Source organism: Aestuariibius insulae, from assembly GCF_040783535.2.
GTDB lineage: Bacteria > Pseudomonadota > Alphaproteobacteria > Rhodobacterales > Rhodobacteraceae > Aestuariibius > Aestuariibius insulae.
Genome location: NZ_JBFONW020000002.1, coordinates 427,136 through 452,875, shown reverse-complemented (window position 1 = coordinate 452,875; position 25,740 = coordinate 427,136). Strand labels below are relative to the sequence as shown.

The following is a 25,740-nucleotide window of genomic DNA, read 5'->3' as shown; positions in this document are numbered from 1 at the left end:
TGGCGGCTGGCGTTGCGGATCAGTGCTGGTCCGGGATGCGTTGCGGGACGTCTGAAACCTTCGCCCTTTCCGCGATTTCTAGTTGGGATTGAGCTGTTCGCTTGGATGCCTTCGGGAGTGGGGACGGGCGGGCTGCGTCCCGGTTTGGGCCGGGTCTTTGGAGTTCCATCCGTAGAGTAGGGCGAGGGGCTGTTGCCCCGGTGTGCCGGGCCGTCTTGCGGGCCGTCCGGATGGAGTGATGGAATGCAACGTATCATTATCGATTTCGAAGATCTTCGGGCAGGGGACATTGTCGGAGGTCAATTCAGCGCCGATGGCGTGACGATCCGGTCGGCCTCGGCCGAGCACCCGCCGATGGTCTTTGACAGCGACAATCCGACCGGCGGAGACCGGGACCTCGCGACGGATGAAAACGGGAATATCCTGATCCTGTCGGAAGACGGGGATCGCTGCGATCCGGACGACAATGCGGGGGGCGGGACCTTTGTCTTCGAATTCGACGCGCCGGTCCATGTCGAACGCCTGGACGTGATCGATATCGAAGGCGCCGGAAACGAGGTTCGGCTCTTTGATGCGGATGGCGTTCTGATTGCCAAACTGCCGTTGCCCGTGACCGGAAATGGCGGGGTCGGAACGCTAGAGATCGATGTGGACGGTGTCGCCCGGATGGATGTGGTGATGACCGGATCGGGCGCGATCGACAATGTGGGCTACCGTTTGCCGGATCCGGACGGGATCGTGTCGGGGACCGAAGGTGATGACCTCATCGACCGGGGCTATGACGGGGATTCAGACGGCGACCGGGTCGACAATGGCGACGCGATCCTGCTCGGTCATGGCCCTCATGACGATATGATCGAGGCGGGCGCGGGCCACGATACGGTCCATAGCGGCGCGGGTGCGGACCGTGTGGATGCGGGGTCGGGCGATGACACGGTGTATGGCGGGCGCGGCGATGACGTGCTCGATGGCGGAACCGGAGAGGACACGATCCGCGGCAATCAGGGCGATGACACGATCATCGGCGGCGCGGGCGCGGACACGCTGATCGGCGGGCGCGGCAGCGATACGTTCATCGGCGGCACGCGCGGCGATGTCGTTCGCGGCGGAGAGGACCGGGACGGATCGGATATCGACGTGCTGAATCTGAGCGATGTCGATTACGAGCGGATCGAATACACCTCGGACGACCGGGAATCGGGGCGCGTCATCTTTAGCGACGGGTCTGATCTGGTCTTCACCGGGATCGAGAAGATCACGCATTGCTTCACACCAGGCGCGCGGATCGCCACGTCCCGGGGCGAGCGGCGGATCGAGGATCTGAGGGAAGGCGACAAGATCGTCACGCGCGACAATGGTCTTCAGGAGATCCGCTGGATCGGGAGCACCCGGGTCGAGCGGCTGGATCTTGAGGCAAAGGCGCATCTGCGGCCGATTCTGATCAAGGCGGGCGCCTTGGGAGGCGGCTTGCCCGAGCGCGATATGATGGTCAGTCCGAACCACCGGATGCTGATGCAGGGCGCGGATATCCAGCTTTATTTTCAGGATGACGAGGTTCTCGTCGCGGCTAAACACCTGATCGGAGAGCGCGGGATCCGGCGGGTCTCGACCCCTGCGATCAACTATATCCACTTCATGTTCGACCGGCACGAGGTCGTGCTGTCCGATGGCGCCTGGACCGAGAGCTTTCAGCCGGGAACCCAGACGCTGGAGGCGATGGGCTCCGAGCAGCAACAGGAGATCTACGAGCTGTTTCCGGAGCTTGCGACGGATGAGGGCCGCGAGAGCTATTGCGCTGCGCGCCAGCTTCTCAGGGGCTATGAGGCGGAGCTTTTGCTGGGGTAGATGCTGCGGGAGTACGGCAAAGGGAAGGGGCCGCGATGGCCCCTTTCTCTACCGGGTCCTCGAGGCGCGCCAGTCGGCCCAGTCTTCGGGCGTGTCGAGATCCAGCCGGGCGCGATTGCCGGGGAGCGGGACAAGGACGGTTCGGTCCGTATGTCGTTTCAGGACGGGCTGGCCGCCTGTATCGCCTGTCAGCAGCTGGAATTCGGGGAATAGCTGTGCGGCGATTAGGATCGGATGGCCGGGATGCCGGTCCTGCGTCGCGCCGCGCCATATGAGGGCGTCCGACTCAAGCGTTTGAGCGGTGAGAACCGTCTCGATGTCGCTGGCGGTGATCTCAGGCAGATCGGCGAGGAGGAGAAGGGCCGCCGACGTGTCTTCGGGCAAGGCGCTGATGATGTTGCGCAATGTTCCGGACAGACCCTCGGCGCTGTCCGAGCAGGGAATTCGTGTTACCGGGTGATCGGCCAGCAAGGCGCTGCGGGCATGGTTCAAATCGGGCAGGGCGACGAATACGGGGTGCCCTGTGGCCAATGCCGCGTCGGTCTGGCGCAGGAGGAGGGGCCTGCCATCGATCCGCTCGAGCAGCTTGTCGCGCCCGCGCATCCGGGTGGAGGCTCCGGCGGCCAGAAGCAGGATCGGGATCGTCTTGGTCATGGCTATCACGCCCGCATGCGCGATCCATCGGGGTCGAAGAGCGGCTCGGTCAGCATGACGGCGGGGCGCATCTGGCCGAGGATCTCGATCTCGGCGGTCAGGCCGGGTTTGGCGGTCTCGGTCGGCACAAGGCCCAAGGCGACCGAGGTATCGCTGTGATGCGAGTATCCGCCCGATGTGCAGAAGCCCTGCACGCGGCCATCGATCCAGATCGGCTCATCGGCAACGACATCCGCGCCGTCGGCTTCGACCTTGAACGGAACGAGGATGCGCTTGGCCCCGTCAGAGCGCTCGCGTTCGGCAGCATCGCGGCCAATGAAGGCGGTGTTCTTCTTGAACGAGATGAACCGGTCGAGCCCGGTTTCCGCGGCGGTATAGTCGGGGGAATATTCGCGCAGCCAGGAGCCGAAAAACTTGTCGAGCCTGAGCGACATCATCGCCCGCATGCCGAACGGTGTGATGTCCATGGACTGTCCGGCCTCCCAAAGCGTGCTCCAGAGGGCGCGCTGTGAGGTGGGGTCGCAGTAGATCTCGTAGCCCAGATCGCCGGTATAGCTGACGCGCTGGACATGGGTGTCGGCCATCCCAACGGTCAGGCGGCGCACATCCATGAACCGCATGTCCGAGATGTCCGTCCGGGTGCAGGCGGAAAGCAGGTCGCGGGCGCGGGGGCCTGCAATCTGAAAGCCGTTCAGGTGATCGGAGATGTTCTGGATTTCGACGCCGTCCGTCTGGTTGGCCTTAAACCAGCGCCAGTGCATCCCTTGAGCGCCGTAGGACGCGGTCAGATGGAAGGTCGTCTCGTCCAGGCAGGAGACGGTGAAATCCCCGAAAAGGCGGCCTTCGGGCGAGAGCATCGGCGTCAGGGACACCCGGCCCGGCTGCGGGATATGGCCCGCGAAGATGCGGTCGAGCCATGCGCGCGCCTCTGGACCAGTGACGCGGTATTTGCCGAAATTCTGAATCTCGTTGATGCCGACGCTGCCCCGGACGGCCTTGACCTCGCGCCGGATCGCGTCCCAGGCGTTCGAGCGGCGGAAGGTCGGATCCTCGAAGGTCGGCTCGTCCCCTTGAGCGAAATAGTTCGGGACTTCGAGCCCGTATTGCGCGCCGAAGACCGCGCCAAGACCTTTGAGGATGTCGTACATCGGCGTGGTGCGGAAGGGGCGGGCGGCGGGCAGTTCCTCGTTGGGGTAGGAGACGGAGAAGCGGCGCTGGTAGTTCTCGATCACCTTCGGGACGGTATAGCCCGGCGTCGTCCAGTCGCCGAAGCGCGCCACATCGAGCGCCATGACGTTCCGCTCCGGCTCTCCCTCGATCATCCACTGGGCAAGCGTCAGACCGACGCCGCCGCCTTGCGAGAAGCCTGCCATGACGGCGCAGGCGGACCAGTAATTCCGGACGCCCGGGACGGGACCGACAAGTGGATTGCCATCGGGGGCGAAAGTGAAGGGGCCGTGGATCACCGATTTGATGCCTGCGGTTTCGAGGATTGGGAAGCGGTTATAGGCGAAGGCGATGCTGTCCTCGATCTTTTCGAACTGGTCGTTCAGCAGCTCGTGGCCGAAATCCCAGGGCGTTTTGTCGACGGACCATGGCTCGCAGGGCTGCTCGTAAAAGCCGATGCACAGGCCCTTGCCCTCTTGCCGTAGGTAGCTCTCGCCGCCCGGATCGATGATATGCGACACCTCGGTGTCGCGGGCGGCCAGTTCGGGGATCTCTTCGGTGATGAGATATTGGTGCGCCATCGGCAGCAGCGGCAAATAGAGCCCCGCCATCGCGCCGACCTCGCGCGCCCAGAGCCCGCCGGCATTGACCACGTGTTCGGTATGGATCGTCCCTTTCTCGGTGACGATGTCCCAGGTGCCGTCGGGGCGCTGGTTCGTCTCGAGCACGCGGTTGTGCAGGACGATTTCGGCGCCGCCCATCTTGGCGGCCTTGGCATAGGCCTGCGTCGTGCCGGACGGGTCGAGATGGCCGTCGAGCGGATCGTAGAGGCCGCCGAGGATGCCGTCGATATTTACCAGCTCGGCGCGCTCTTTGATCTCGGCGGGGGTCAGGATCTCGGTATCGAGGCCCATATAGCGGTGCTTGGCGCGTTCAGCTTTGAGCATGTCGAGCCGCTCTGGCGTGTCCGCCAGAGTGATGCCGCCGACATGGTGCAGGCCGCAGGAGACGCCGGTGAGTTCCTCGAGTTCACGGTAAAGGCCGATCGTGTATCCTTGCAGGGCGGCCATGTTGGTGTCGCCGTTGAGCGTGTGAAAGCCGCCCGCCGCGTGCCAAGTCGAACCCGATGTCAGCTCGGACCGTTCGATCAGCATGACGTCTGACCAGCCAAGCTTGGTCAGGTGATAGAGGACGGAGCATCCGACGACGCCGCCGCCGATCACGACAACGCGGGTGGTGGTTTTCATGGTGGCGGCTCCCCTTGCTGGTCCTTGCCCGACCCTAGGCGCGCAAAAGAGCGCTGAACATGTCTGATTGCGACATGAAGGGAGTCAGACGGACCTCGCCGGAGATTTGCGCGTTAATAGCGATGGACAGATTAATAACGTTACCGCGCACGCTTTTGCGTCTTGCGATTACCTACTGGCGCAAGCTTTGGGTTCGAACGGGTCTCATGGGGCTGCTGGCGCTTGCCGTCATCGCGTTTACGCAGGTGATCGAGCCCTTTATTCCCGACGCTCTGGCCACTTACGTTTCGGGGGATGCGGCGGACCGGCTGCTTGATCTGATCGCCAATGCGATGCTGGCGGCGACGATCTTTTCGCTGACGGTAATGGTCAGCGTTTTTCGGTCCTCGGCCTCGCAATGGACGCCCCGGATCCACCGGCTCATCATGCAGGATCCAACGACGCAGAATACGCTGTCGACCTTTATCGGGGCCTATGTCTATGCGCTGACCGGGATCGTCCTGCGGGAGCTGCATGTCTTCACCGACGATCAGGCATTCGTTCTGTTCGCGACGACTGTTCTGGTGCTGATCCTGATCGTCTATTCGCTGGTGCGCTGGACGCTGCATCTGCAGACCTTCGGTAGCCTCATCGCCTCGACCCGGCAGGTGGAGAATATCACCTGCCAGCAGTTCGAAGAGCGGCTGTCGATGCCGTGCCTCGGAGCCCATGCGCTGACCGAGGAGACCGAGATCCCCGAGGATGCGGTCGTCATCAAGTCGGACCAGACAGGATACATCCAACATATCTACGAAGAGGCGCTCGACGCGGCGGCAGAGCGGCATGGGTTCCATATCTACCTCACGCGGGAGATCGGATCCTTCGTCGTCGAGGGGCAGGAGATCGCTCTGGTGGCCGATCAGGGCGACCGCGACGAGGATCTTGAGGATGACAGGGACATCGCGGAGGTCGTCGGAGCGCATATCGTACGCGGGGATGTGCGGACCTACAATCAGGATCCGCGGTTCGGGCTGATGGTTCTGGGCGAGATCGCGTCCAAGGCGCTGTCGCCGGGGATCAACGATCCAGGCACGGCGATTGACGTCATTACCCGGCTGACGCGGCTCCTGATCGGATACCATGACGAGCGCAACAGCGAGGAAGCGCCGCAATACAAGCGGCTTTGGGTGCCTCCCTTGTCACCAGTAGAGCTGATCGAGGATGGGTTCGGATCGCTCGCGCGGGATGGATCGGCGATGATCGAGGTGCAGCAGAGGCTGCAGAAATCCCTGCAAGCCTTGATGGATCATCCGGACGAGCGAATGTCCAACGCCGCGTTCGAGGCGGCCCAGGTGGAGTTCGAGCGGGCGACGGAGGGTATGGAGTTCGCGCCTGACAAGACACGTTTGCGGGACGTAACCGATACGCGCGTGATCGAGGCGGTGGAGCGGCAGGATACCGCTCCGAGCCTGGTCAAGGAATGATGCGCGTATACTTGGTGCCCTCGAGCGTCGCGCCCGCGCGCAGACCGGTCTGGGCGAAGACGACAGCGATGACCGGGGCCGTCGTTGTCGTCGTTTCGGCGCGCAGCATCTCGGCCTGATCGGCGAAGGCATATTCGACATCCGCTCCGGCGGCCCAGCCGGGGGCGCGGCGGAAGTTGTAAAGCGCCTCATCCGTCATGAAGAACAGGACATGGGCGTATTGCTGCGCTCCGATCTGCAAACCGGCGGAGGCCGAGAGAGCGGAATAGTAGTCCACTGTCGTGTCCTGCACCCGCAAGGCGCCGCGTCCGTAGGCGCCGCCAAAGCCAAGCCCGGCTTCCGTCACGACAGGCATGACCAGGATTCCGCTGGATTTTTCAGCGATCTGCCGGGTCGAGGGGTATTCGCGGTACATGAAGGACAGCGTGCTGTCGGTGCGGGCGTCGATGACGTTGGAGCCCGAGCTTCCGATGCCGTTGCCGCAGGCGGCCAGGACGGTGGTTGCAGCCAGGGCGCCCGCTAGGACGCCGCGACGGGTAAAGGTATGCATAAGTCTGCTCTCTGCCAGTGGGTGCCGATCTTGATGATCGATCTGAGCCTACCATAACCTGTATTTCCAAGCCTGTCGATGCCTATGGGTAGGGGCGCGCGCACGGTTTTGCGAGGTCCGTGCGGTCTTGGCGCTATTCGGCCGGTTGCTGCGAGGGGCCGGGTTGGGATACGGGGCAGGAATGGAGTTGACCGACACGCACCGGGCCTGTCTTGAGGAGGTCCTCACCTGGCGCCGGGATGTCCGGCATTTCCGGACGGATCCGGTCCCGGACGAGGTGATGGGCCGGATCGAAGCGTCGGTCGCGCGTGCGCCATCGGTCGGGAACGCCCAGCCCTGGCGGTTCGTACGGGTCCGGAGCGAGGCGGCGCGAAGACGGGTTCTGGCGTCGTTCGAGGCCTGCAATCGCGCGGCGGCAGACGGCTACGACGGCGCGGCGCGGGCGGCCTATGCCGAGCTCAAGCTGGCGGGGCTGCGCGAAGCGCCGGTGCATCTTGCGGTGTTCACCGATCCCGAACCTGTCGAAGGGCGCGGGCTCGGGCGGCAGACGATGCCCGAGATGCTGACCTATTCGACGGTGATGGCAATCCATACGCTCTGGCTGACCGCGCGGGCCGAGGGTGTCGGTGTGGGCTGGGTGTCGATCCTCGATCCCGAGGCGGTGCGCGAGGCTTTGGATGTGCCTGCAGGCTGGCAGCTTACGGGCTACTTGTGCCTTGGATGGCCGGAAGAGCCCAGCGCGGTGCCCGAGCTCGAGACGCGCGGATGGCAGGCGCGGAGGCCGCCGGTCTGGCTGGATCGCTGAGCGGCTCCGGCGCGCTGGCGAGCCAGTTGAGGAAGATGCGGCGGAAGCGGTTCGGATCCTCGAGAAAGGGCAGATGGCCGGTATTCATCAAAAGCGCGTGGCCGTTCGGAAGTCCCTTGATGAGGCCAAGCTGATGGGCCGGCGGAACGACCGGATCCTGCGTGCCGATCACGCAAAGCGCCGGATGATCGATTTCGGCCAGCGTCTCGCGAATGCTGCGCCGCGCAAGCCAAAGCGCCATCAAACGCAGCGTCTCGGGGGGAACGGCGGCAAGCTCTCCGCGCATCCGGTAGGGCAGGAGGCTATCGGTGGCGGCAGGAGCAAAGACAGCCTCCATCCCGCGGCGGAAGCGGTGGGGATCCGTCAGCCAGTAGCGGCACATCCAGCCGAAGGTGAGCGGGCCAAGGATGGGCAGGCTGCTGATGCCGATCGACAGGCGGCGCGTGCCGTCCAGATCACCGGAGACGAGCGCTCCGATCAGGCACATGTCGCGCACCAGATCGGGATGCCGCCGCGCCAGAAGAAGCGAAATGAAGCCGCCGGTCGAATGCCCAACAAGGCGCACGGGGCAGTCCCCGAAGAGGCCGCGAAGGGTGTCGGCATAGCTATCAATGAAGCTGTCACCGGCAAGCGCCTCCCTGACGCCTTGCACCGTGTCGAGCGAGCTGTGCCCGGGCAAAGGCAGGGCAACCATTGGCGCGGAGAGCTCCGGCAGACCGTCGATCAGAGGATCCCAGATCGCGCTGGTCTCAAAAAGACCGTGAAGAAAAACGAGAGGCGTGCCTTCGCCATCCTGACGGTACCATTTGAGGGGAATATCGGGCTGCATGGGCGTCGTCTTGCGTATTTATTCGTATGAGGACTAACGCAAGACCGGACGGAATAGTTCAACGCCTGTTACAGGCAAACCAGGCAACAGGTCCCGGATCGGGTCGTGGACGCGGTCGAATCAAGAGGCGAGAGCCCGTGCCGCATCGATTGCGAAATAGGTGAGGATCCCGTCGCAGCCCGCGCGTTTGAAGGCGGTCAGGCTTTCGAGCATGACCGCCTCCCGGTCGAGCCAGCCGTTTTGGGCGGCGGCTTCGATCATCGCGTATTCGCCGCTGACCTGATAGGCGAAGGTCGGGGCTCCGAACGTGTCTTTGGCCCGCCTGCAGATATCGAGATAGGGCATGCCGGGCTTGACCATGATCATATCCGCGCCCTCCGATAGATCGCGCGCGATCAGGCGCAGCGCCTCGTCGGAATTGCCGGGGTTCATCTGATAGGTCTTCTTATCGCCCACAAGGCGGGCGGAGGCGCCGACCGCATCGCGGAAGGGGCCGTAGAAGGCCGAGGCATACTTGGCGGCGTAACTCAGGATCGTGACGTGGCGATGCCCTTCGGCCTCGAGCGCCTGGCGCATGGCGCCGATGCGGCCGTCCATCATGTCTGACGGGCCGAGGATATCGGCGCCTGCCTCGGCCTGCGCCAGCGACATCTTGACAAGCGCCTCGACGCTTTCGTCGTTCAGGATCTCGCCGTCCACGACAAAGCCGTCATGGCCGTTGACGTTATAGGGATCGAGCGCAACATCGGTCATCACGGCGATCTCCGGGACCGCGTTCTTGATCGCGCGGATGGTGCGGTTGACCAGGTTGTCCGGATCCCACGCCATGGCGCAGTCTTCGGTCTTCAGCTCCTGTTCGGTATAAGGAAAGAGGCAGATCGCGGGAATGCCGAGGGCCTGCGCCTCCTTTGCGGCCTGAACAATCCGGTCGGGTGTCAGGCGCGATACGCCCGGCATCGACGGGATCGGATCTTCGGCGTCCTTCCCCTCCATCACGAAGACCGGCCAGATGAAATCGGCGGGGCTCAGCGTGGTTTCCTGCGTCAGGTTTCGCAAGGCGGCCGTCCGCTTGAGCCTGCGAAACCGGGCGGCGGGGAAGGGGGCGGAGAGGGGCTGCATGGAGGACCTCGGAAGCTTTTGCGTGTCCTCTTTGCCTGACACGCGGCGGGCGTGCGCTCAAGGGGGTGGCGGTGGATCGGGGGCGCGGCTAGGGTCGCGCCGAGTTCCGCTGATCCAGGACGTCTGTTGTCTATTTATGAAATGATGGTCGAGCTGATCGACCTGCGCTCCTTCTCGAACCTGTGGTACTGGATCGCGCTAGCAGTCGTGTGGTCGAGCGCCAGCCATTGGATCATGGGCATTCCCTATGATCTGGTCCTGCGCGCGCGGCGGCAGAACCCGCAAAGCTACAGCGATCTGATGGATCTGGTGCGGATCAACACCAACCGCATCTACACGATCGTCGATATGGCGGGGCTTTGGCTGCTGGGCTTTGCCACCTTTGCCCTGTCGTCGCTGGCGGTTCTGGCCTTTCTCTTTTGGGTCGAGTTTGCGCAGGCCGTTTTCTTGATCGCCTTCCCGATCAGTTTCGTGGCGCTTCTGACGCTGCACACGGCCGAGATCATCCGCCGCGATCATCCCGAGGGAGAGGCTCTTTTCTCGCTTCTCGCGCGGCACCGGTTCTTTGTGCAGCTGATCGGTGTGGTCGCGCTTTTCGTGACCGCGATGTTCGGGATGTATCAGAACCTGTCGATCGGGCCGTTTGGCTGATGGGGCGTTGACTCCGCGCCGCTGCGGGGTAGGTGAGCGGCCATGTCCGATCCGTCCAAACTCACCGTCTCCGGCGCGCCGGAAGGCTTTGACGCCCGCCTGATCCTCAGGGAGCTGGAGCGCGGGCCGGTCTGCCACGTTGCGCGGGACGACAAGCGGCTTGAGGCGATGCGCTCGGCGCTGGCGTTCTTTGCGCCGAAGGTGCCGGTCGTGGTGTTTCCGGCCTGGGACTGCCTGCCTTTCGACCGGGTCTCGCCGAATTCGGACATCTCGGCAGCGCGCATGGCGACGCTGGCGGCGCTGGCGCATGGGATGCCGGAGCGGTTCGTGCTGCTGACCACGATGACAGCGGCGACGCAGAAGGTGCCTGCGCGCGAGGTGCTGAAGGAAGCGTCTTTCAAGGCGCGTGTCGGCGGGCGCGTGGACGAGGCGGCGCTCAAGGCGTTTCTGGTGCGGATGGGGTTCGTGCAGGCGCCGACGGTGACCGAGCCCGGCGATTACGCCGTACGCGGCGGGATCATCGACGTCTATCCTCCGGGAGAGACGGGGCCGGTGCGGCTCGATCTTTTCGGAGACGTTCTGGACGGGGCGCGGCGGTTCGATCCGGCGACGCAGCGGACGGTGGAGAAGCTTGAGGTCGTGGAGCTGGCGCCGGTCAGCGAGGTGATCCTCGACGAGGCAGCAATCACACGGTTCCGCCAGACCTACCGGATTGAGTTCGGCGCGGCGGGCACGGATGATCCGCTTTACGAGGCGGTGAGCGCGGGGCGCAAGCACCAAGGGGTCGAGCATTGGCTAGGCTTTTTCCACGAGCGGCTGGAGACCCTGTTCGATTACCTGCCCGGCGCGGTGGTGACACTGGACGATCAGGTGACGCCGTCGCGGCTGGCACGGTGGGAGCAGATCGAGGATCAATACGAGACGCGCAAGGCCGCGATGACGCAGCGGGGGATGGGGTCGGTCTACAAGCCCGCGCCGCCAGCGCTGCTCTATCTGGATGATGCGGCCTGGGAGGCGGCGGTGGGGGGGCACCGGCGGCTTCAGTTCGCGCCGCTGCCGCAGGCGACGGGGCCTGGCGTGATCGATGCGGGCGGGCGGATCGGGCGCAACTTCTCGCCCGAGCGGCAGCAGGAAAGCATCAGCCTTTTCGGAGCCTTGGCCTCGCATCTTAAAGAAAAGCTGGCCGAGGGGCCGGTCGTTGTCGCCTCCTATTCGGAAGGCGCGCGAGAGCGGCTGACGGGTCTGATCGAGGATGAGGGCGTGGCCGAGGCGATCCCGGTGCGCGACTTCAAGGGGGTCGAAAAACGCGGGCTGCATCTGGCGGTCTGGGCGCTTGAGCATGGGTTTGAAAGTCCGGACCTGACGGTGATTTCCGAACAGGACGTCCTCGGCGACCGGCTGATCCGGCAGACCAAACGCAAGAGGCGGGCCGAGAACTTCCTGACCGAAGCGCAAAGCCTGACGCCGGGCGATCTGGTCGTGCATGTCGATCATGGGGTCGGACGCTACAAGGGGCTGGAGGTTGTGACCGCGCTCGGCGCGGCGCATGAATGTCTGCTGCTGGAATATGCAGAGCAGTCAAAGCTTTACCTGCCCGTCGAGAATATCGAGCTGCTGTCGAAATTCGGCCATGAGGAAGGCCTGCTCGACAAGCTGGGCGGCGGCGCGTGGCAGGCCAAAAAGGCCAAGCTGAAAGAGCGGATCCGGCAGATCGCCGATCGTCTGATCCGGGTGGCGGCCGAGCGGGCGCTGAGGACCGCGCCGGTCATGGAGCCGCAGGAGGGGCTTTGGGATCAGTTCTGCGCGCGCTTCCCGTACGAGGAAACCGACGATCAGTTGTCGGCGATCGAGGACGTGCTGACCGACATGGCCAGCGGCCATCCGATGGACCGGCTGATCTGCGGCGATGTGGGCTTTGGCAAAACCGAGGTCGCGATGCGCGCGGCCTTTATCGCGGCGATGTCGGGGGTGCAGGTTGCGGTGATCGCGCCGACGACGCTTTTGGCGCGGCAGCACTATAATAGTTTTGCTGAACGGTTCCGAGGCTTTCCCATTCAGGTCCGGCCCCTGTCGCGGTTCGTCTCGCAGCGCGATGCGCAGCTGACGCGCGAGGGGATCTCGCGCGGGACGGCCGATATCGTGGTCGGCACGCATGCGCTTTTGGCGAAGTCGATCAAGTTCAAGAACCTCGGCCTTCTCGTTGTGGATGAAGAACAAAAATTCGGCGTCACGCACAAGGAGCGGCTGAAATCGCTGCGCACGGATGTCCATGTGCTGACGCTGACGGCGACGCCGATCCCTCGCACGCTGCAGATGTCGCTGAGCGGGGTGCGCGAGCTAAGCATCATCGGCACGCCGCCCGTCGACCGGCTGGCGATCCGCACCTATGTCAGCGAATTCGATGCGGTGACGATCCGCGAGGCGCTGCTGCGCGAGCATTACCGGGGCGGGCAGAGCTTCTACGTCGTTCCGCGCATCAGCGATCTGCCCGAGATTGAGGAGTTCCTGAAAGAGCAGCTGCCGGAACTGAGCTATGTCGTGGCGCATGGCCAGATGGCGGCCGGAGAGCTCGATGATCGGATGAACGCCTTTTACGACGGCAAGTTCGATGTGCTGCTGGCGACGACGATCGTCGAATCGGGTCTCGATATTCCGACCGCGAACACGATGGTCGTGCATCGCGCCGACATGTTCGGTCTGGCGCAGCTTTACCAGATCCGGGGGCGCGTGGGACGCTCCAAGACGCGTGCCTATGCGTATCTGACGACGAAACCGCGCGTGAAGCTGACGCCGCAGGCCGAAAAGCGGCTGCGGGTGCTGGGATCGCTCGACACGCTGGGGGCAGGCTTCACGCTGGCCTCGCAGGATCTGGATATTCGCGGGGCGGGCAACCTTCTGGGCGAAGAGCAGTCCGGGCAAATGCGCGAGGTGGGCTACGAGCTTTACCAGCAGATGCTTGAAGAGCAGATCGCCAAGATCAAGTCGGGCGAGGCGGAGGGGATCGTCGATGACGGGCAATGGGCGCCGTCGATCAATTTGGGCGTGCCGGTCCTGATCCCGGACGAATATGTGCCTGATCTTGATGTGCGGCTGGGCCTCTATCGCCGCTTGAGCGAGCTGACAACCAAGGTCGAGCTGGAAGGCTTTGCCGCCGAGCTGATCGACCGTTTCGGCAAGCTGCCCAAGGAGGTGAATACCCTCCTGCTGGTCGTGCGCATCAAGGCGATGTGCAAGCGCGCCGGGATCGCCAAGCTGGATGCGGGGCCGAAAGGGGCGACGATCCAATTCCATAACGACAAGTTCGCCTCTCCCGAAGGACTGGTGGAGTTCATCGGCGATCAACGCGGACAGGCCAAGGTCAAGGACAACAAGATCGTCGTGCGCCGCGACTGGAAGACGGAAGCCGACAAGATCAAGGGCGCCTTTGCCGTCGCCCGCGACCTGGCGGAGAAGGCGGGCGCGATCAAAGCCAAGACGCCCGCCGAATAGCGCGGAACCCGGCGCGTCCGGACCGGTTGAGCCGGTAGGACTTTCGCCCGGGGCATTTGATGTTTGGCACGATTGATTACCGCGATGTGTTTTATGCGGTCTTCGGGCTCGCCCTTCTGGGGCTGACGCTGCAGCCGACTTTGTCGCGCTACCGCATCGTGAACATGCCGCTGCTTTACGTCATGATCGGCACCGCGATCGGTCTGATCGGGCTTCCCGTGATCGATCCGCGTGTCGGCGGCCTGTCCACCGCGATCATCGAACATACGTCCGAGCTGATCGTCATCATCTCGCTGGCCGGGGCGGGTCTGGCCATCGACACGAAGGGCAGTTGGCGCAACTGGAACGCGACCTTCCGGCTCTTGATCGTGGCAATGCCGCTGACGATCCTCGCCATCGCGCTTTTGGGGATCTACACGCTGGGGCTGCCGATCGCGGCGGCGCTGCTGCTGGCCGCCTCGCTCGCGCCGACCGATCCGGTGCTGGCGCGGTCCGTTCAGGTCAGCCCGCCGGGGCAGGAAGAGGACCCGATGGAGGTGTCGCTGACCGCCGAGGCGGGGCTGAATGACGGGCTGGCCTTTCCTTTCGTTTATCTGGCAATCACCACGGCCACTCTGGGCTGGTACAGCATCGATGAATGGGGGCTGGAATGGCTCGGCTTCGATTTCGTCTACCGCGTCGCGGCGGGCTGGATCGTGGGGTATCTTTGCGGGATAGCGATGTCGCGGATCGTTTTCAGCGGCATGGGTGACGCCAATAGTGGCGGCTGGAACGCGATCGTCATGGTTCTGGCGTCAACGCTGATCAGCTATGGCGTGACCGAGGGTGTGGACGGCTACGGGTTCCTCGCCGTCTTTGCCTGCGCACGGGCCGGGCGAGACCGGTCGCGGGGCACCGATATGGAGAATTACGAGAAGTTCGTCCATCACGGCGCCGATCAGCTGGAATCCATCCTTCTGGCGCTGCTTCTGCTCTGGCTGGGCACGTTCGTCGGGTCGGGCGCGCTGGCGGGGCTGCGCTGGATCGAGGTCGCCTTTGCGCTCGGGCTGATCTTTCTGCTGCGGCCCACTACGGGCTTTCTGTCGCTGCTGGGCCTCAAATGCGAGAATATGGCCCGGCGCAACGTGGCTTTCTTTGGCGTGCGCGGGATGGGTTCGATCTTCTACATCGCCTACGCCCAGAACCACGCGGACTTTACGGACATCGATACGGTCTGGCGGATCGCCGTGCTGGTGATCGTGCTGTCGATCCTGATCCACGGTTATGCGGCCAATTTGGTGCTGAACAAGGCCGAGGAGGAAGAGGAGCATCCCTATCGCGAAGAGGAAAAGGCGTGAGAGACGGAAGCCTAATTTTTGAGAGTGCGGGACCCGCAGTGGCAGCAACGATGCCGAGGCTTGGAAAGATCGGCACAGTCGTTCCGATTTTGCCAAGGGCAGGTGTCGAACCGAGGCTGTCATAGCCAGCCATGGGTAGGGTGATGATAGGGCGTGGATCCGGCTTTAGTCCTTGACGAAGCGAAAGAAGATCCTGCCCAGACCGGCAATGCCAAGGAGCGTCGTCAGCAGATTGGAAAGCCTCTCGCGGTTCATGAGGCGGCGGCGTGCTGCTCCTTTATGTCGGCGATGACCTGCGCCCAAAGCTCGGGCGGCTGCGCGCCGGGGACGGCATGTTTGCCGCCGACGATAAAGGTCGGAACCGAATTCACCCCCATCTCGCGGGCCTTGGCGTCCCGCTCGCGGATACAATCGAGATCGGCATCGGAGGCGAGCAGGCGGTGGATCGTGGCCGCGTCGAGGCCGATGGCATCGGCGATATCGGCTAGCGTATCGGCATCCCCGATATCGCGACCGTTCTGGAAATACGCCTTGAAGAGCGCGTCAACGGCAGCGTTCTGCTTGCTCTCGATCCCGGCCCAGTGGATCAGCCGATGCGCATCGAGCGTGTTGGGTGTGCGGGTGATCCCGTCCAGATCCATCTCCACCCCGATGTCGCGGGCGTGATCCGCGATCCGGCCATAGACCTTGTCCGCCCCGTCCTTGCCGCCGAACTTTGCTTCGAGATAGGCGCGCCGATCTACGCCTTCGCGCAGCATGTCGGGGTTGAGCTGGAAGGGATGCCACTGGATCGCAAAGGGGTGATCGGGCGCGTCTGCCAGCGCGCGATCAAGCTGGGTCTTGCCGATAAAACACCAGGGGCAGATCGGGTCGGACAGGATATCAAGCTGGACGGGTTCGGTCATATTGGTCTTTCGAATTGATCGCGCAGCTGGCGGCGCAGGAGTTTCCCGTTCGCGCCGCGTGGAAGCGCCTCGAGACGGCGATAGAGACGGGGTTGTTTGTATCTGGCCAGACGCCCGGCTGCAAAACGGTTCAGCTCGTCCTCGGCGATATCCCCCGCGGCGCTGTAGATGGCGGCGATAATGGTGGTGCTGTCCGTCACGGGAACCTCGATGGCGGCGATATCGGTGATCTGCGGATGGCCGGAGAGCGCGGCCTCGACCTCGAGCGGGGAGACGCGCACACCGCCCGCATTCATCATGTCGTCGTCGCGGCCAAGATAGGCGATGGCGCCGTCCGGCTGCCGCTCTCCCAGATCGCCGGTGAGGAACCAGTCGCCGTCAAAGCGGCCGGCGGTCTCTTCTGGGGCGTTCAGGTAACCCAGCATGAGGCCGGGATCGGAGCGGTGGATGGCGATCGTGCCGGGATTTGCCTCGGCGCCGCCGGAGCGCAGCGTCACGCGGCGGCCAGGCTGGGGGTAGCCCGACGTGCCCGGCGGAGCAGGGCGGTCCGGGGAGCCGGAGAGGAAGGTGGAGCATTCGGACATGCCGAACGCCTCATGGACCTTCGTGCCTGTCGCCTCCTCCCATGCAGCGCGGACCGGATCCGGGAGCTTTTCTCCGGCGGAAAGGCCATGGCGCAGGTGCGGTAGATCGAGCGGCCCGGCCTCGCGCAGGAAGCGCCGATAGATGCCGGGTGCGGCGGCAAAGATCGTGGTCTCATGCCGCTTGAGAAGGAGCGGCAGGAGGCTGGCCTCCGTTCCCTCCTGAGGGACCAGCGCGGTTGCACCGATCGTCCAAGGATCGAGAAGGCCGGTGCCGAGCGTATAGGTCCAGTTGAAGGCGCCCGCATGGAGTAGCCGGTCCTCAGATCTCAGGCCATACCAGCCCTGATGCATCATCTGACGGGCCAGGATCGCGCGGTGGGCGTGGATGACGCCGCGCGGTTTGCCCGACGTGCCGGAGGTGTAGACGATATAGGCGGCCTGCTCGGGGTCGCCCATCGCATAAGGGGCGGCGGGCAGGCTCTGCCAATCTCTAAGCACGCTTAGATCGTATGTGGGAGTACCGCCGTCCGGGATAGGGCAGCTGCCGTCGGTCAGGATGGCGGCGGGCTCTAGATCGCGGGCGAGCGCCGTCATCTCGGGCCGGGTCAGTGCGGTGGAGGTCGGGACGGGGATCAGGCCCGCCGCAATGGCACCGAGATAGGCGACGGGGAAATCGGCGCTGTTTCCAAGGCGCAGAAGGACGCGGTCGCCTTGGTTCAGGCCGCTTTGCAGAAGGCCAGTGGCTGTGCCGCGCACGGCCGCTTCTAGGCGAGCATAGGACCAGCATTCAGCTTTTGCGGGCCCCAGAATGGCGAGCGCAGTCTTATCCGGGCAATCCCCAGCATTCGCGAGCACATACTGGGAAAGATTGAACGGGCTGGACATGGCACCGGGCTACGCCAGTCCGGTGCAGGGGTTCAAGAGCCTGCTATTGAGCGGCGTGCTGCGTCGCGGTCAGATAGGTGGTGCCGAGGCGATCCTCGATCATTTCCCCGGCTTCCTCTTCGGTCAGATCGTGCAGACCGGCCATGCGCGCAGCGAACCGGTCCGCATCGCCGTCGGCGGCCTTGACGTGGGTGGGACGCAGATGAGGAAAGGCCGGATGCAGCACTTGCATGGCAAGATCGGGGTCTCCTGCAATATCGCTCCAGGTCATCATCGGTCGTCTCCTCGGTCGTGGATTGGTCTGTCAGCCCGCCTTGCGGTCCATCGGGGGTTCGGGGATGCGATCGTCGCCGAAATCAGCATCAGCGCTGTAGACGTCTTCGCCCACTGGAATATTCTTGGCGCTGTCGAAGATCCGTTCGTTGTCGCGGGTCGGATCCATCTTGGCATCCGCCGGTTCTTCGCCTTCGGCCCAACCGCGCGCCTCGTCACGGGCGCCCTGCACGCTTTGCGAGGTCGCGATGGCGAGATATTCGGCAAAGCGGTCCAGATCGCCGTCGGTCGCCAGCACCTCGTCCTCATCAAGGCCGGGCCAGCGGGTCAGGACGCGCGGCGTGTAGGCGGCCCAGTTCTTTTCGACGGTCGTCCAGTCCATCCCGGTCTCCTTTGACATTCGATATTGAACGTCCCGGACGCGGGAGCGGTTCCGCCTAATCGTCCAGAAGGCGCGGAAGCACGATCGCGGCCACGAGGACCGCGAGGATCTGGACGAGGATATAGGCCGGAATATGGGCCGGGTTAATGCCCGCGAACGTATCGGACAAGCCGCGCGCGATGGTCACGGCAGGGTTCGCGAAACTGGTCGAGGCGGTGAACCAATAGGCGCCGGTGATATAGAGCGCGACAAGGACCGGAACGGCGTCGGGCCGGGCTTTGAGCCCGCCGAAGATCACAAGGAGCAGCCCGAACGTCGCGATCAGCTCGGATGCCCAGAGAGCGGGACCGGTACGGGCCGTGGTCGAGAACTGCCATATGGGCAGATCGAACATAAGATGCGCAGCCCAGACGCCGAGGAGGCCCGCCGCGATCTGCACGGCGACGTAAGCAGCGGCCAGACCCGGCGTGATCTCCTTGCGGATCAGGAAGGCAAGCGTGACGGCGGGATTGAAATGCGCGCCCGAGATGGGCCCGAGCGTCAGAATGATGACATAGAGGATGCAGCCCGTCGCGATGGCATTGGCCAGGAGCGCGATGGCGACGTTTCCGCCTGCCAGCGTTTCGCCCATGATGCCCGATCCGACGACGCCGATCAGCAGGAACGCGGTGCCGAGCGCCTCGGCGGAGAGTTTGCGGATCATGATGCGCCTCACGTCAGCCGGTCTGGCCGATGCGGGTCAAAAGCGCACGAAGCTCTGCCGCGTCAAGGGTTTCGATGGGCTGGGCAAGCAGGGCCTCTGCGCGGTGCTTGAGGCGAGCATAGGCCGTTCCGAAGGCGCCTGGCCAGTCGTCCTCCGGCGCGGCGGCGGGATCCTCGACCCCCCAATGGGCGCGGACGGGTGCGCCAGGCCAGATCGGACAGGTCTCGCCTGCGGCCGATCCGCAGACGGTGATGACGGCCTCCATCTCGGGCGCGTCCTCAGCCGCGAATTCGTCCCAGCTTTTTGAGCGCAGATGGGCGGTCTCGTAGCCTTGCTCCTCCAGCAGCTTGAGCGAGTAGGGATGGACCGCGCCCGCCGGGTCGGAGCCTGCAGAATAGGCCGTCACGCGCCCATCCGACAGATCATTCAGCAGCGCTTCGAGGAGGATCGACCGGGCGGAGTTGCCGGTGCAGAGGACGAGGATGTTCATGAGGGTCGATCGCTAGGGGAGATTTGTAACGCTTTCATGTCGGCCGCGCCGGGTGCAGAGATTTTTCGGGCGACGGTGGCCAGGATAGGCCGGTGGTCGGAGGGATGCGGATGGGCCGCCTCGGACGGGGGCAGCAGCGCGATGTCAAGATCGCCGGTATGCGCGATACGGTCGAGCGGCAGAAGAGGCCGCCGGGCCGGAAAGGTCTTCTCCGGCGTCAACAAAGTATAGCCGCGCGTGACGCGCCCCAGACCTGCCTTGCCGGACCATTCGTTGAAATCGCCGATCAAGATGGTCGGACGCGAGGGTAGGGCGGCGACCGCCTCCTTGATGGCGTCGATCTGCGCACGGCGGGACCGGCGCAGAAGGCCCAGATGAACACCGACGATGCGAAGCGGCCCGTCCGGCGCCTCGACATCGACGGTCACGGCGCCGCGCGGCTCCAGACCGGGCAGATCGAAGCGGTGGACCCCCAAGACGGGAAAGGAAGGCTTGGCCAGCATGGCGATCCCGTGCCAGCCAAGGCTTTCGCCATTCTCGGCGACGGGCAGCGGATGCAGGCCGGTCAGCGCCTCGATCTGGTCAAGCGGCAATGCAGAGGGACGGGCTCCCAGACGGTGATCGGCCTCCTGCAGGACGACGAGATCCGCCTGCAACGCATGGATCGCACGAAGCACGCGGGCCGGATCGCGCTTGAGATCCGTGCCAAGACCGGCGCGGATATTGTAGCTGGCCAGACGAAGGGGCTTTGCAGTTTCGGCGCGCATGACGGATATATACAGTATCCGAAGCCGATGAAGAGGCTTAACCCGTGCCCACAGATCGTCCCGCCATCGTCGCCAAGGTCCTGCAAGGCGCGCTTGTCGTCTCGGCGCTGGCTGGCGCGTTTGTCGGTCTTTGGTCGCTGGTCTTCGTCGCGCTGGCCGCGCTGGCGCTGACCTACCTGCCGCATTACGTCGCCCATCTGACAGGTGTCCGGCTGCCGCGCAGTTTCCTGTCGGCCATTGTCTTTTTCATCTTCGCGACCGTCTTTCTGGGAGAGGCCTTCGATTTCTATGAGCGTTACTGGTGGTGGGACATCGCGCTCCACTTCGGTTCGGCGGTGTCATTCGGGATGTTCGGGTTTCTCTTCATCTTCATGCTCTTCGAAGGCGACCGATACGCAGCGCCGCCGTTAGCTATCGCGTTCCTGAGCTTTTGCGTCGCCATGTCGGTCGGCGCGATCTGGGAAATCTTCGAATTCGCGATGGACCAGATCTTTGGCCTGAACATGCAAAAATCGGGCCTGATCGATACGATGTACGACCTGATCGTCGACATGGCCGGAGCGACCCTCGGCGCGACAGCCGGGTTCCTTTACCTCAAGGGACAGCAAATGGGCGGTCTGGGCGGTGCGCTCGAGGACTTCGTGCGCCTCAACAAACGCCTCTTCGCCAAAATCCGCGACCGCTAGGATCCGGCGTGGCGGCAGGGCCGCACTCGCGCAAAAGTCGAACCCCGTCTCAACCAATCACCGCTGAGGCTATGGCCTTCAAGGATCCGCACGGGCATCCAGCATCCGGCGGGGCGGATTTGAGAGCTGGATAGACATTTGTTTGAGACCTTTAGCATCGCCGTGCTTGCCCTTAGCGACACCGAACTGACGCTCCTGACCTTCGCGCTTCTTTTCGCTGGAAGCCTGATCGGTATACTCCTTCTGGACAACGGAGATCACCTTCGCCGGGGACCTTACTTTGCGTGGTACGGCTTTCTGACCTTCGCAATTGCCGGGGTGTCCTTTCTCTTTGTGTTCACGATCGACGCAGTCGTCGCGCAGCTTATCTGGGCTCTTTTCCTTCTTGCGGGGATCTGGCTTCTCATCGCCGGCGCCGTTCTTGGCCGTATGAGTGCGGCGCGTGCGCGCGATATGGGATGGAGCCGGTGGACCGGTCTCCTTTCGCTCGTGCCGCTTATCTGCCTGGTCTTGTTGTTCACGAAATCATCGGACCCGGACAGCGATGATCCTCACCTGCTTGCCGGGGTGCCCGGAGGGCTGATCGGCGTCGCGTTCTTCGGGATGGCGCGCGCGGCGGTTCCCTATAGCGAGACGCTGGCACTGAAGCGCGAGACACAGATGCCGCTCAGCGCGGCGGAGGAGGCGATCTATTTCGACTTTCACATCAGGACTTCGGGGATAGACACCTATCTTCAGAACATCGCCGATCAGGCGGTTCTTCCTGTCCAGGTCGATGAGGTCACGACATTAGCACAGATCGAAACCTCCGGGCATGTGATGACGCGGCTCTATCTGCTCGAGAAGGAAGAGACCGACATCGAGATGACCGATGACTGGGCTGCGGACACCGTAGAATATCTATGCGGTCACGCGTTCTTTTCCGCTTTGCTCGATGCAGGGGCCGTCATTCGCGAACGTTTCGCCTACGAGGACGGCGCTCCGATCGGTTTGATCGAGGTCTCAACCCAGGACTGCGCGAAACCTGTCTAAGCTAGAAGGCCGCCTTACCTACGCCGACCGCTGCGGATCCTGTGACCTTGACGGCCGTCGTTCCCGCCTTGGTCACGACCCTTGCGGGTGTGCAGGCGGTCAGCCAGACGAGCAAAAGGAGGAGGGCGCTAGTTCTCCTCATACCACCAGACATCGGGTTGCCAGCTGGTGCTGTCGCCGTAGATCGGGAGCGTCTCGGGGAACTTCAGCTCCTTGGCATGCGCGATGCGGCTGACATTGTACTGGTAGATCGGGATTACGTAGCGGCCCGCCATCAGCACCCGGTCGAGCGCCTTGGTGGAGGCGCGGAAATCCTCTTGGCTCTCTGAGTTCAGGAGCCGGTCGATCAGCGCGTCCACCACGGGATCCTTGACGCCGGCGGAGTTGCGGCCGCCCGGAGTCTCGGCCTCTTCGGAGCCGAAATAGAGGTACTGCTCGTTGCCGGGAGACAGCGACAGATCGCGCCGGTAGAACGTCATGTCGTATTCAAAGGCCGCCGTCCGCTCGGTATATTGCGCGGAATCGATCATGCTCACCGTCACATCCATGCCAAGCCGCTGAAGCGCTTCGACATAGATGTCGATGATCGAGGTGTTCTCCATATCGCCTTGCCGGAAAAGGATCTCGAAGGCGAAGGGCTCGCCTGCCTCGTTCTTGAGCGCGCCGTCCTGGATGGTCCATCCGGCCTCCTCCAGCCGCGCGAGAGCTTCGCGGGTGCCCGCCCGATTGCGTTCCGAGCCGTCTGAGACGGGCAGCGAATAGCCCTCCAGCGTGCCGGGCAAAAGCTGATCTGCGAAGGGGTCGAGGAACTCGGCGACACGCCCTTCGGCAGGCCCATGCTCCATCCCGAGGATCGAGTTCGAGAAATACGAGGTGATGCGGGGCTGCTCGCCGCCGGTAATCGTCTCGTTGATGAACTCGTAATTGAAGGCCACGATCATCGCATCGCGCACCCGCCAGTCGTCGAAGGGCGCCTTGCGGGTATTCATGACATAGCCTGTCATGCCCGAGGGCCGCTGATGCGGGATCACCGATTTAATGACGTCGCCGCTGTCGATGGCCGGGAAGTCGTACTGGCTGTCCCATTTGGCGACGTTGAACTCGCGATTTGAGTTGAGGATGCCCGCCTTGAACGCCTCGAACTGGGCAGTGCCGTCGCCGAAGAACTCGATCCGAATCTCATCAAGGTTATGGGTGCCGCGCCGGAACGGCAGATCGTTGCCCCAGTAATCGGGATCGCGCTTCAGTGACAGAACCCGCCCGGGCACCACCTCGTCGACCACATAAGGCGCCGTCGTGATCGGGATGACATCCACACCGCTGCGGGTGAAATCGGTGTCGTCCCACTGCGCCTTCTTGAGGATCGGACGCAGGCCCGTGATCAGCGCTAGCTCGCGGTTCTCCTCGTTGAAAGTAAAGCGCACGGACCGCTCGCCGGTCTGCTCCATGCTCTCGACCTTGGTCCAGAAATTGAGGTAACGCGGATGGCCCTCGGTGCCGAGCGTCTCGTAGCTCCACATCACGTCCTCGACCGTCACCGGAGAGCCGTCGGAAAAGCGCGCCTCCTCGCGCAGGGTGAATTCGACCCATTCGCGATTCGGCCCCGTCTCAATCGTCTCGGCCAGAAGACCGTAAAGCGTGAAGGGCTCGTCCCAAGAGCGGCCCATCAGGCTTTCCACCGCGAGAAAGCGAAGCTGCCAGGGGACAGTGCCGCGCCGGATATAGGGGTTGAGGCTGTCGAAGCTGCTGACCTCGCCAGTGACGATTCGCCCGCCGGTCGGTGCATCGGGGTTCACGTAGGGCAGAGACACGAAATCTGGGGGCAAAGCAGGCTCCCCATACATAGCGATAGCGTGGCTTGGCTCGGCGGCGGCGAGGTGAGGGAGTGACGTTAAGGAAAGAGCAAGACCGGCAGCACGGACGAGAGAATAAAATTTCGATGCCATCGCCCGGTGGCCTCCCCTTATTTCGTTCGGTTTTGCGACGACCCTAGACGGGCATCCCAACCTTTTCAAACTTTTAGCTTGGAAGCGGGCGGCGGATTGCTTATAAAGATGTCACTGCTCGATAGGTTTCTTGCCTGTATGAAACCTGCCTCAATAACTTAGCGCCCGCTTCGTGCGGGCGTTTTTTTTGGCGGTGGGAAAACGGGTGGCCGACCACAGCTCAGAGAACCGTGGCCTGCTCTTCGACGTCAAAAAGGGTAGACTAAGAAGTCGGGAGCCTCGGAGAAATGATCGACGGTCAAATCGTCCAGATCCGCCTTGGACAGACGGGCTGTGTAGTCTCCGCTTGTATCGGTCCAGACAATGTCCTCTCCAGACTGGATCGCGTTCGTCATAAAGAGGTCGTATTGCTCCTCGGCGGTTAGTTCTGATCGGCCACGAAGTGTGATCAGATCCTCGGTGGGGTCAAAATCGGTCACCGTCACGTTCCCGGCCGCAAAATCATTGTAGAACTGGAATGTATCCGAACCAGATCCTCCCGTCAGACTGCTTTGTTCGGCGTCAGTTCCGAAGAGATTTAAGGCGGCAAGGGTGTCGTTTCCACTTCCTCCAAAAAGCTCGCCCTTTCCATCAAGATTAGCAATCAGGTCATCCCCTTCATCGCCATAAAGAAGATTGTTCCCGCATCGTCTATGATGACATCTTCGCCTTTGCCCCCGCGAAGAATGTCGTCTCCGAGACCGCCGTCTAATAGATCATTTCCGTCTCCGGCATAGATCCGGTCATTCCCGCTATCCCCGAAAAGGCGATCCGCTCCATCGTTTCCCCAAATCCGGTCATCTCCACGTCCTCCGCGAATAAGGTCATCGCCGGTCTTGCCACCGATGCGATCGTTACCTTCTTCGCCTACGATCCAATCGTTGCCAGCGCCCCCAGCAATCCGGTCGTCTCCGGCACCTCCGTTAAGACTGTCGTCACCATCCTGACCATAGAGTTCGTCGTCACCAGCTCCTCCGAGTATAGTATCATCTCCGGTATTTCCCATGAGAACGTCATCATCTTCTCCGCCGAAGATAAGATCATCGCCGGCGCCCCCGCCGATGAAGTCACTGCCCGCCCCGCCTTCGATCCTGTCCCTACCGCCGCCACCGCGCAGATCGTCATTCCCGTCACCGCCGTAGATCAGATCCGAGCCGTCGCCGGCATGAACGAGATCATCGCCATCACCTGCGTAGATCGTCGTCTCGCCCCTCTCAATTCGGATGACGTCATCCCCGGCACCGCTCTCGATGGTACCTACCAAGGTTGAGATATTTATTTGGTCGTCACCTGCGCCAGTTGTGATGTCGTCTATGAAGCTCGGTGAAACGGACACGATGTTGTAATCGGCATCCGTAGACCCAAGAAACCCACCATACGCGATCTGCAGAACGAGGTCAGAACCGAGCGACTGTATCCCGCCGAACGCATCGAAGCCGAACCACTCCGGATCAAAGACAATGAGGTCTTCGACCGGCAAGGACAGATCCGTATATTGCTGCGCGATATCTGGAAGGGATGGGCGGTTTGGATCCAGTGCGAACAGGGCGATCCCTGTGATCGTTCCGGATTTCGGCAGTCCATCTTCATCGTAAACGATATCGATACCTGTAACTCGTACTCCGTGAGGGAAGGGTATCCCGGGTAACGAGAGTTCGTTCGTGAAACCTGTTGATGTCGCGTCAATAATCATGTCGTGTCTCCTGAGAAATAAGGTCCGTCAACAATCGGAAATGGGAAAATCGATTCTACCTAGGCGTGAGTGTCTGCGTTTGGCGGGAAGATGGAAGGTACCCGAGCCGAGTCTCTCGGCAATACTTCAAATGCTTGCCTCTACGAAACCCGCCTCAATACCCTAACGCCCGCGTCGTGCGGGCTTTTTTTCAGGCGTG

Annotated in this window: 23 protein-coding genes; 8 read left to right on the top strand and 15 right to left on the bottom strand. The window is 63.0% G+C overall.

Translation table 11 applies throughout. The features are described 5' to 3' along the window. The first annotated feature begins 243 nt into the window (after nt 1–243). Nucleotides 244–1,845, top strand: coding sequence for a Hint domain-containing protein (locus AAD018_RS08520; RefSeq protein ID WP_367315075.1), 1,602 nt, complete (start codon nt 244–246; stop codon nt 1,843–1,845). Between the two features lie 48 nt (nt 1,846–1,893). On the opposite strand, the gene AAD018_RS08515 is transcribed toward AAD018_RS08520, so the two are convergent. Both AAD018_RS08515 and AAD018_RS08510 read right to left on the bottom strand, forming a co-directional pair. Next, complete coding sequence (locus tag AAD018_RS08515; RefSeq protein ID WP_367315074.1) at nt 1,894–2,499, bottom strand: nucleotidyltransferase family protein; 606 nt, start codon at nt 2,497–2,499, stop codon at nt 1,894–1,896. Between the two features lie 5 nt (nt 2,500–2,504). Continuing rightward, on the bottom strand, nt 2,505–4,913 hold the full coding sequence (locus AAD018_RS08510; protein ID WP_367315073.1) for a GcvT family protein: 2,409 nt from the start codon (nt 4,911–4,913) through the stop codon (nt 2,505–2,507). Nucleotides 4,914–5,035: 122 nt separating this feature from the next. Between AAD018_RS08510 and AAD018_RS08505 the strand changes: the two genes are divergently transcribed. Continuing rightward, nucleotides 5,036–6,376, top strand: a complete 1,341-nt coding sequence (locus AAD018_RS08505; RefSeq protein WP_367315072.1) for a DUF2254 domain-containing protein — start codon at nt 5,036–5,038, stop codon at nt 6,374–6,376. Here AAD018_RS08505 and AAD018_RS08500 read toward each other — a convergent pair. Continuing rightward, a complete protein-coding gene (locus AAD018_RS08500) occupies nt 6,366–6,926 on the bottom strand; it encodes a lipid-binding SYLF domain-containing protein (RefSeq protein WP_367315071.1) in 561 nt (186 codons plus the stop codon). The genes AAD018_RS08505 and AAD018_RS08500 overlap by 11 nt on opposite strands. Nucleotides 6,927–7,107: 181 nt before the next feature. Here AAD018_RS08500 and bluB point away from each other — a divergent pair, with 181 nt between their 5' ends. Continuing rightward, nucleotides 7,108–7,731 carry a 5,6-dimethylbenzimidazole synthase gene (gene bluB, locus AAD018_RS08495; RefSeq protein WP_367315070.1) on the top strand — a complete coding sequence of 208 codons (624 nt, stop codon included), beginning with the start codon at nt 7,108–7,110 and terminating at the stop codon, nt 7,729–7,731. Here bluB and AAD018_RS08490 read toward each other — a convergent pair. Together AAD018_RS08490 and hemB are read right to left on the bottom strand one after the other, a co-directional pair. After that, nucleotides 7,625–8,560, bottom strand: a complete 936-nt coding sequence (locus tag AAD018_RS08490; RefSeq protein WP_367315069.1) for an alpha/beta fold hydrolase — start codon at nt 8,558–8,560, stop codon at nt 7,625–7,627. The genes bluB and AAD018_RS08490 overlap by 107 nt on opposite strands. Before the next feature lie 120 nt (nt 8,561–8,680). After that, nucleotides 8,681–9,679, bottom strand: coding sequence for a porphobilinogen synthase (gene hemB, locus AAD018_RS08485; RefSeq protein ID WP_367315068.1), 999 nt, complete (start codon nt 9,677–9,679; stop codon nt 8,681–8,683). A gap of 126 nt (nt 9,680–9,805) precedes the next feature. On the opposite strand from hemB, the gene AAD018_RS08480 reads away from it, so the two are divergent. The 3 genes from AAD018_RS08480 to AAD018_RS08470 are packed head-to-tail and all read left to right on the top strand — an operon-like array spanning nt 9,806 to nt 15,156. Then, nucleotides 9,806–10,330 (top strand): component of SufBCD complex, encoded by a 525-nt coding sequence (locus AAD018_RS08480; RefSeq protein WP_367315067.1) that lies wholly within the window; start codon nt 9,806–9,808, stop codon nt 10,328–10,330. A 42-nt stretch (nt 10,331–10,372) separates the two neighbouring features. Continuing rightward, nucleotides 10,373–13,819, top strand: a complete 3,447-nt coding sequence (gene mfd, locus AAD018_RS08475) for a transcription-repair coupling factor (RefSeq protein WP_367315066.1) — start codon at nt 10,373–10,375, stop codon at nt 13,817–13,819. 59 nt (nt 13,820–13,878) lie between these two features. Further along, the gene (locus AAD018_RS08470) at nt 13,879–15,156 is read left to right on the top strand and encodes a cation:proton antiporter domain-containing protein (RefSeq protein ID WP_367315065.1); all 1,278 of its coding nucleotides are present in this window, start codon (nt 13,879–13,881) and stop codon (nt 15,154–15,156) included. A 251-nt stretch (nt 15,157–15,407) separates the two neighbouring features. Here AAD018_RS08470 and AAD018_RS08465 read toward each other — a convergent pair whose 3' ends face one another. The 7 genes from AAD018_RS08465 to AAD018_RS08435 are packed head-to-tail and all read right to left on the bottom strand — an operon-like array spanning nt 15,408 to nt 20,145. After that, entirely contained in the window at nt 15,408–16,061 is a 654-nt protein-coding gene (locus AAD018_RS08465; RefSeq protein WP_367315064.1) for a DsbA family oxidoreductase, read from the bottom strand. Beyond that, nucleotides 16,058–17,530: a class I adenylate-forming enzyme family protein gene (locus AAD018_RS08460; RefSeq protein WP_367315063.1), complete on the bottom strand. Its 1,473-nt coding sequence runs from the start codon at nt 17,528–17,530 to the stop codon at nt 16,058–16,060. Before AAD018_RS08460 ends, AAD018_RS08465 begins: the two co-directional genes overlap by 4 nt. Nucleotides 17,531–17,573: 43 nt before the next feature. Next, nucleotides 17,574–17,804, bottom strand: a complete 231-nt coding sequence (locus AAD018_RS08455; protein ID WP_367315062.1) for a hypothetical protein — start codon at nt 17,802–17,804, stop codon at nt 17,574–17,576. A gap of 30 nt (nt 17,805–17,834) precedes the next feature. Next, nucleotides 17,835–18,185 (bottom strand): hypothetical protein, encoded by a 351-nt coding sequence (locus AAD018_RS08450; RefSeq protein ID WP_367315061.1) that lies wholly within the window; start codon nt 18,183–18,185, stop codon nt 17,835–17,837. 55 nt (nt 18,186–18,240) lie between these two features. Further along, nucleotides 18,241–18,891: an aquaporin gene (locus tag AAD018_RS08445; RefSeq protein WP_367315215.1), complete on the bottom strand. Its 651-nt coding sequence runs from the start codon at nt 18,889–18,891 to the stop codon at nt 18,241–18,243. Between the two features lie 10 nt (nt 18,892–18,901). After that, nucleotides 18,902–19,378 (bottom strand): arsenate reductase ArsC, encoded by a 477-nt coding sequence (locus tag AAD018_RS08440; RefSeq protein WP_367315060.1) that lies wholly within the window; start codon nt 19,376–19,378, stop codon nt 18,902–18,904. After that, a complete protein-coding gene (locus tag AAD018_RS08435) occupies nt 19,375–20,145 on the bottom strand; it encodes an endonuclease/exonuclease/phosphatase family protein (RefSeq protein WP_367315059.1) in 771 nt (256 codons plus the stop codon). Before AAD018_RS08435 ends, AAD018_RS08440 begins: the two co-directional genes overlap by 4 nt. Nucleotides 20,146–20,189: 44 nt before the next feature. On the opposite strand from AAD018_RS08435, the gene AAD018_RS08430 reads away from it, so the two are divergent. Together AAD018_RS08430 and AAD018_RS08425 are read left to right on the top strand one after the other, a co-directional pair. Beyond that, the gene (locus AAD018_RS08430) at nt 20,190–20,831 is read left to right on the top strand and encodes a hypothetical protein (RefSeq protein WP_367315058.1); all 642 of its coding nucleotides are present in this window, start codon (nt 20,190–20,192) and stop codon (nt 20,829–20,831) included. Between the two features lie 162 nt (nt 20,832–20,993). Beyond that, on the top strand, nt 20,994–21,863 hold the full coding sequence (locus AAD018_RS08425; protein ID WP_412005217.1) for a DUF805 domain-containing protein: 870 nt from the start codon (nt 20,994–20,996) through the stop codon (nt 21,861–21,863). A 128-nt stretch (nt 21,864–21,991) separates the two neighbouring features. Here AAD018_RS08425 and AAD018_RS08420 read toward each other — a convergent pair whose 3' ends face one another. The 3 genes from AAD018_RS08420 to AAD018_RS08410 form a co-directional block, all read right to left on the bottom strand. Further along, the gene (locus tag AAD018_RS08420) at nt 21,992–23,809 is read right to left on the bottom strand and encodes an extracellular solute-binding protein (protein WP_367315056.1); all 1,818 of its coding nucleotides are present in this window, start codon (nt 23,807–23,809) and stop codon (nt 21,992–21,994) included. A gap of 248 nt (nt 23,810–24,057) precedes the next feature. Further along, nucleotides 24,058–24,288 (bottom strand): hypothetical protein, encoded by a 231-nt coding sequence (locus AAD018_RS08415; protein ID WP_367315055.1) that lies wholly within the window; start codon nt 24,286–24,288, stop codon nt 24,058–24,060. Nucleotides 24,289–24,452: 164 nt separating this feature from the next. Further along, nucleotides 24,453–25,541 carry a calcium-binding protein gene (locus AAD018_RS08410; protein WP_367315054.1) on the bottom strand — a complete coding sequence of 363 codons (1,089 nt, stop codon included), beginning with the start codon at nt 25,539–25,541 and terminating at the stop codon, nt 24,453–24,455. Nucleotides 25,542–25,740 lie beyond the last annotated feature (199 nt).

What these genes read in the sequence shown, in the direction of transcription:
- AAD018_RS08410 (WP_367315054.1), bottom strand. Translation starts at nt 25,541, where the DNA reads ATGATTATTGACGCGACATCAACAGGTTTCACGAACGAACTCTCGTTA.
- AAD018_RS08490 (WP_367315069.1), bottom strand. Translation starts at nt 8,560, where the DNA reads ATGCAGCCCGATATTCCCCTCAAATGGTACCGTCAGGATGGCGAAGGC.
- AAD018_RS08465 (WP_367315064.1), bottom strand. Translation starts at nt 16,061, where the DNA reads ATGACCGAACCCGTCCAGCTTGATATCCTGTCCGACCCGATCTGCCCC.
- mfd (WP_367315066.1), top strand. Translation starts at nt 10,373, where the DNA reads ATGTCCGATCCGTCCAAACTCACCGTCTCCGGCGCGCCGGAAGGCTTT.
- AAD018_RS08500 (WP_367315071.1), bottom strand. Translation starts at nt 6,926, where the DNA reads ATGCATACCTTTACCCGTCGCGGCGTCCTAGCGGGCGCCCTGGCTGCA.
- AAD018_RS08470 (WP_367315065.1), top strand. Translation starts at nt 13,879, where the DNA reads ATGTTTGGCACGATTGATTACCGCGATGTGTTTTATGCGGTCTTCGGG.
- AAD018_RS08460 (WP_367315063.1), bottom strand. Translation starts at nt 17,530, where the DNA reads ATGTCCAGCCCGTTCAATCTTTCCCAGTATGTGCTCGCGAATGCTGGG.
- AAD018_RS08450 (WP_367315061.1), bottom strand. Translation starts at nt 18,185, where the DNA reads ATGGACTGGACGACCGTCGAAAAGAACTGGGCCGCCTACACGCCGCGC.
- AAD018_RS08505 (WP_367315072.1), top strand. Translation starts at nt 5,036, where the DNA reads ATGGACAGATTAATAACGTTACCGCGCACGCTTTTGCGTCTTGCGATT.
- AAD018_RS08515 (WP_367315074.1), bottom strand. Translation starts at nt 2,499, where the DNA reads ATGACCAAGACGATCCCGATCCTGCTTCTGGCCGCCGGAGCCTCCACC.
- bluB (WP_367315070.1), top strand. Translation starts at nt 7,108, where the DNA reads ATGGAGTTGACCGACACGCACCGGGCCTGTCTTGAGGAGGTCCTCACC.
- AAD018_RS08440 (WP_367315060.1), bottom strand. Translation starts at nt 19,378, where the DNA reads ATGAACATCCTCGTCCTCTGCACCGGCAACTCCGCCCGGTCGATCCTC.
- AAD018_RS08420 (WP_367315056.1), bottom strand. Translation starts at nt 23,809, where the DNA reads ATGGCATCGAAATTTTATTCTCTCGTCCGTGCTGCCGGTCTTGCTCTT.
- AAD018_RS08520 (WP_367315075.1), top strand. Translation starts at nt 244, where the DNA reads ATGCAACGTATCATTATCGATTTCGAAGATCTTCGGGCAGGGGACATT.
- AAD018_RS08510 (WP_367315073.1), bottom strand. Translation starts at nt 4,913, where the DNA reads ATGAAAACCACCACCCGCGTTGTCGTGATCGGCGGCGGCGTCGTCGGA.
- AAD018_RS08435 (WP_367315059.1), bottom strand. Translation starts at nt 20,145, where the DNA reads ATGCGCGCCGAAACTGCAAAGCCCCTTCGTCTGGCCAGCTACAATATC.
- hemB (WP_367315068.1), bottom strand. Translation starts at nt 9,679, where the DNA reads ATGCAGCCCCTCTCCGCCCCCTTCCCCGCCGCCCGGTTTCGCAGGCTC.
- AAD018_RS08455 (WP_367315062.1), bottom strand. Translation starts at nt 17,804, where the DNA reads ATGATGACCTGGAGCGATATTGCAGGAGACCCCGATCTTGCCATGCAA.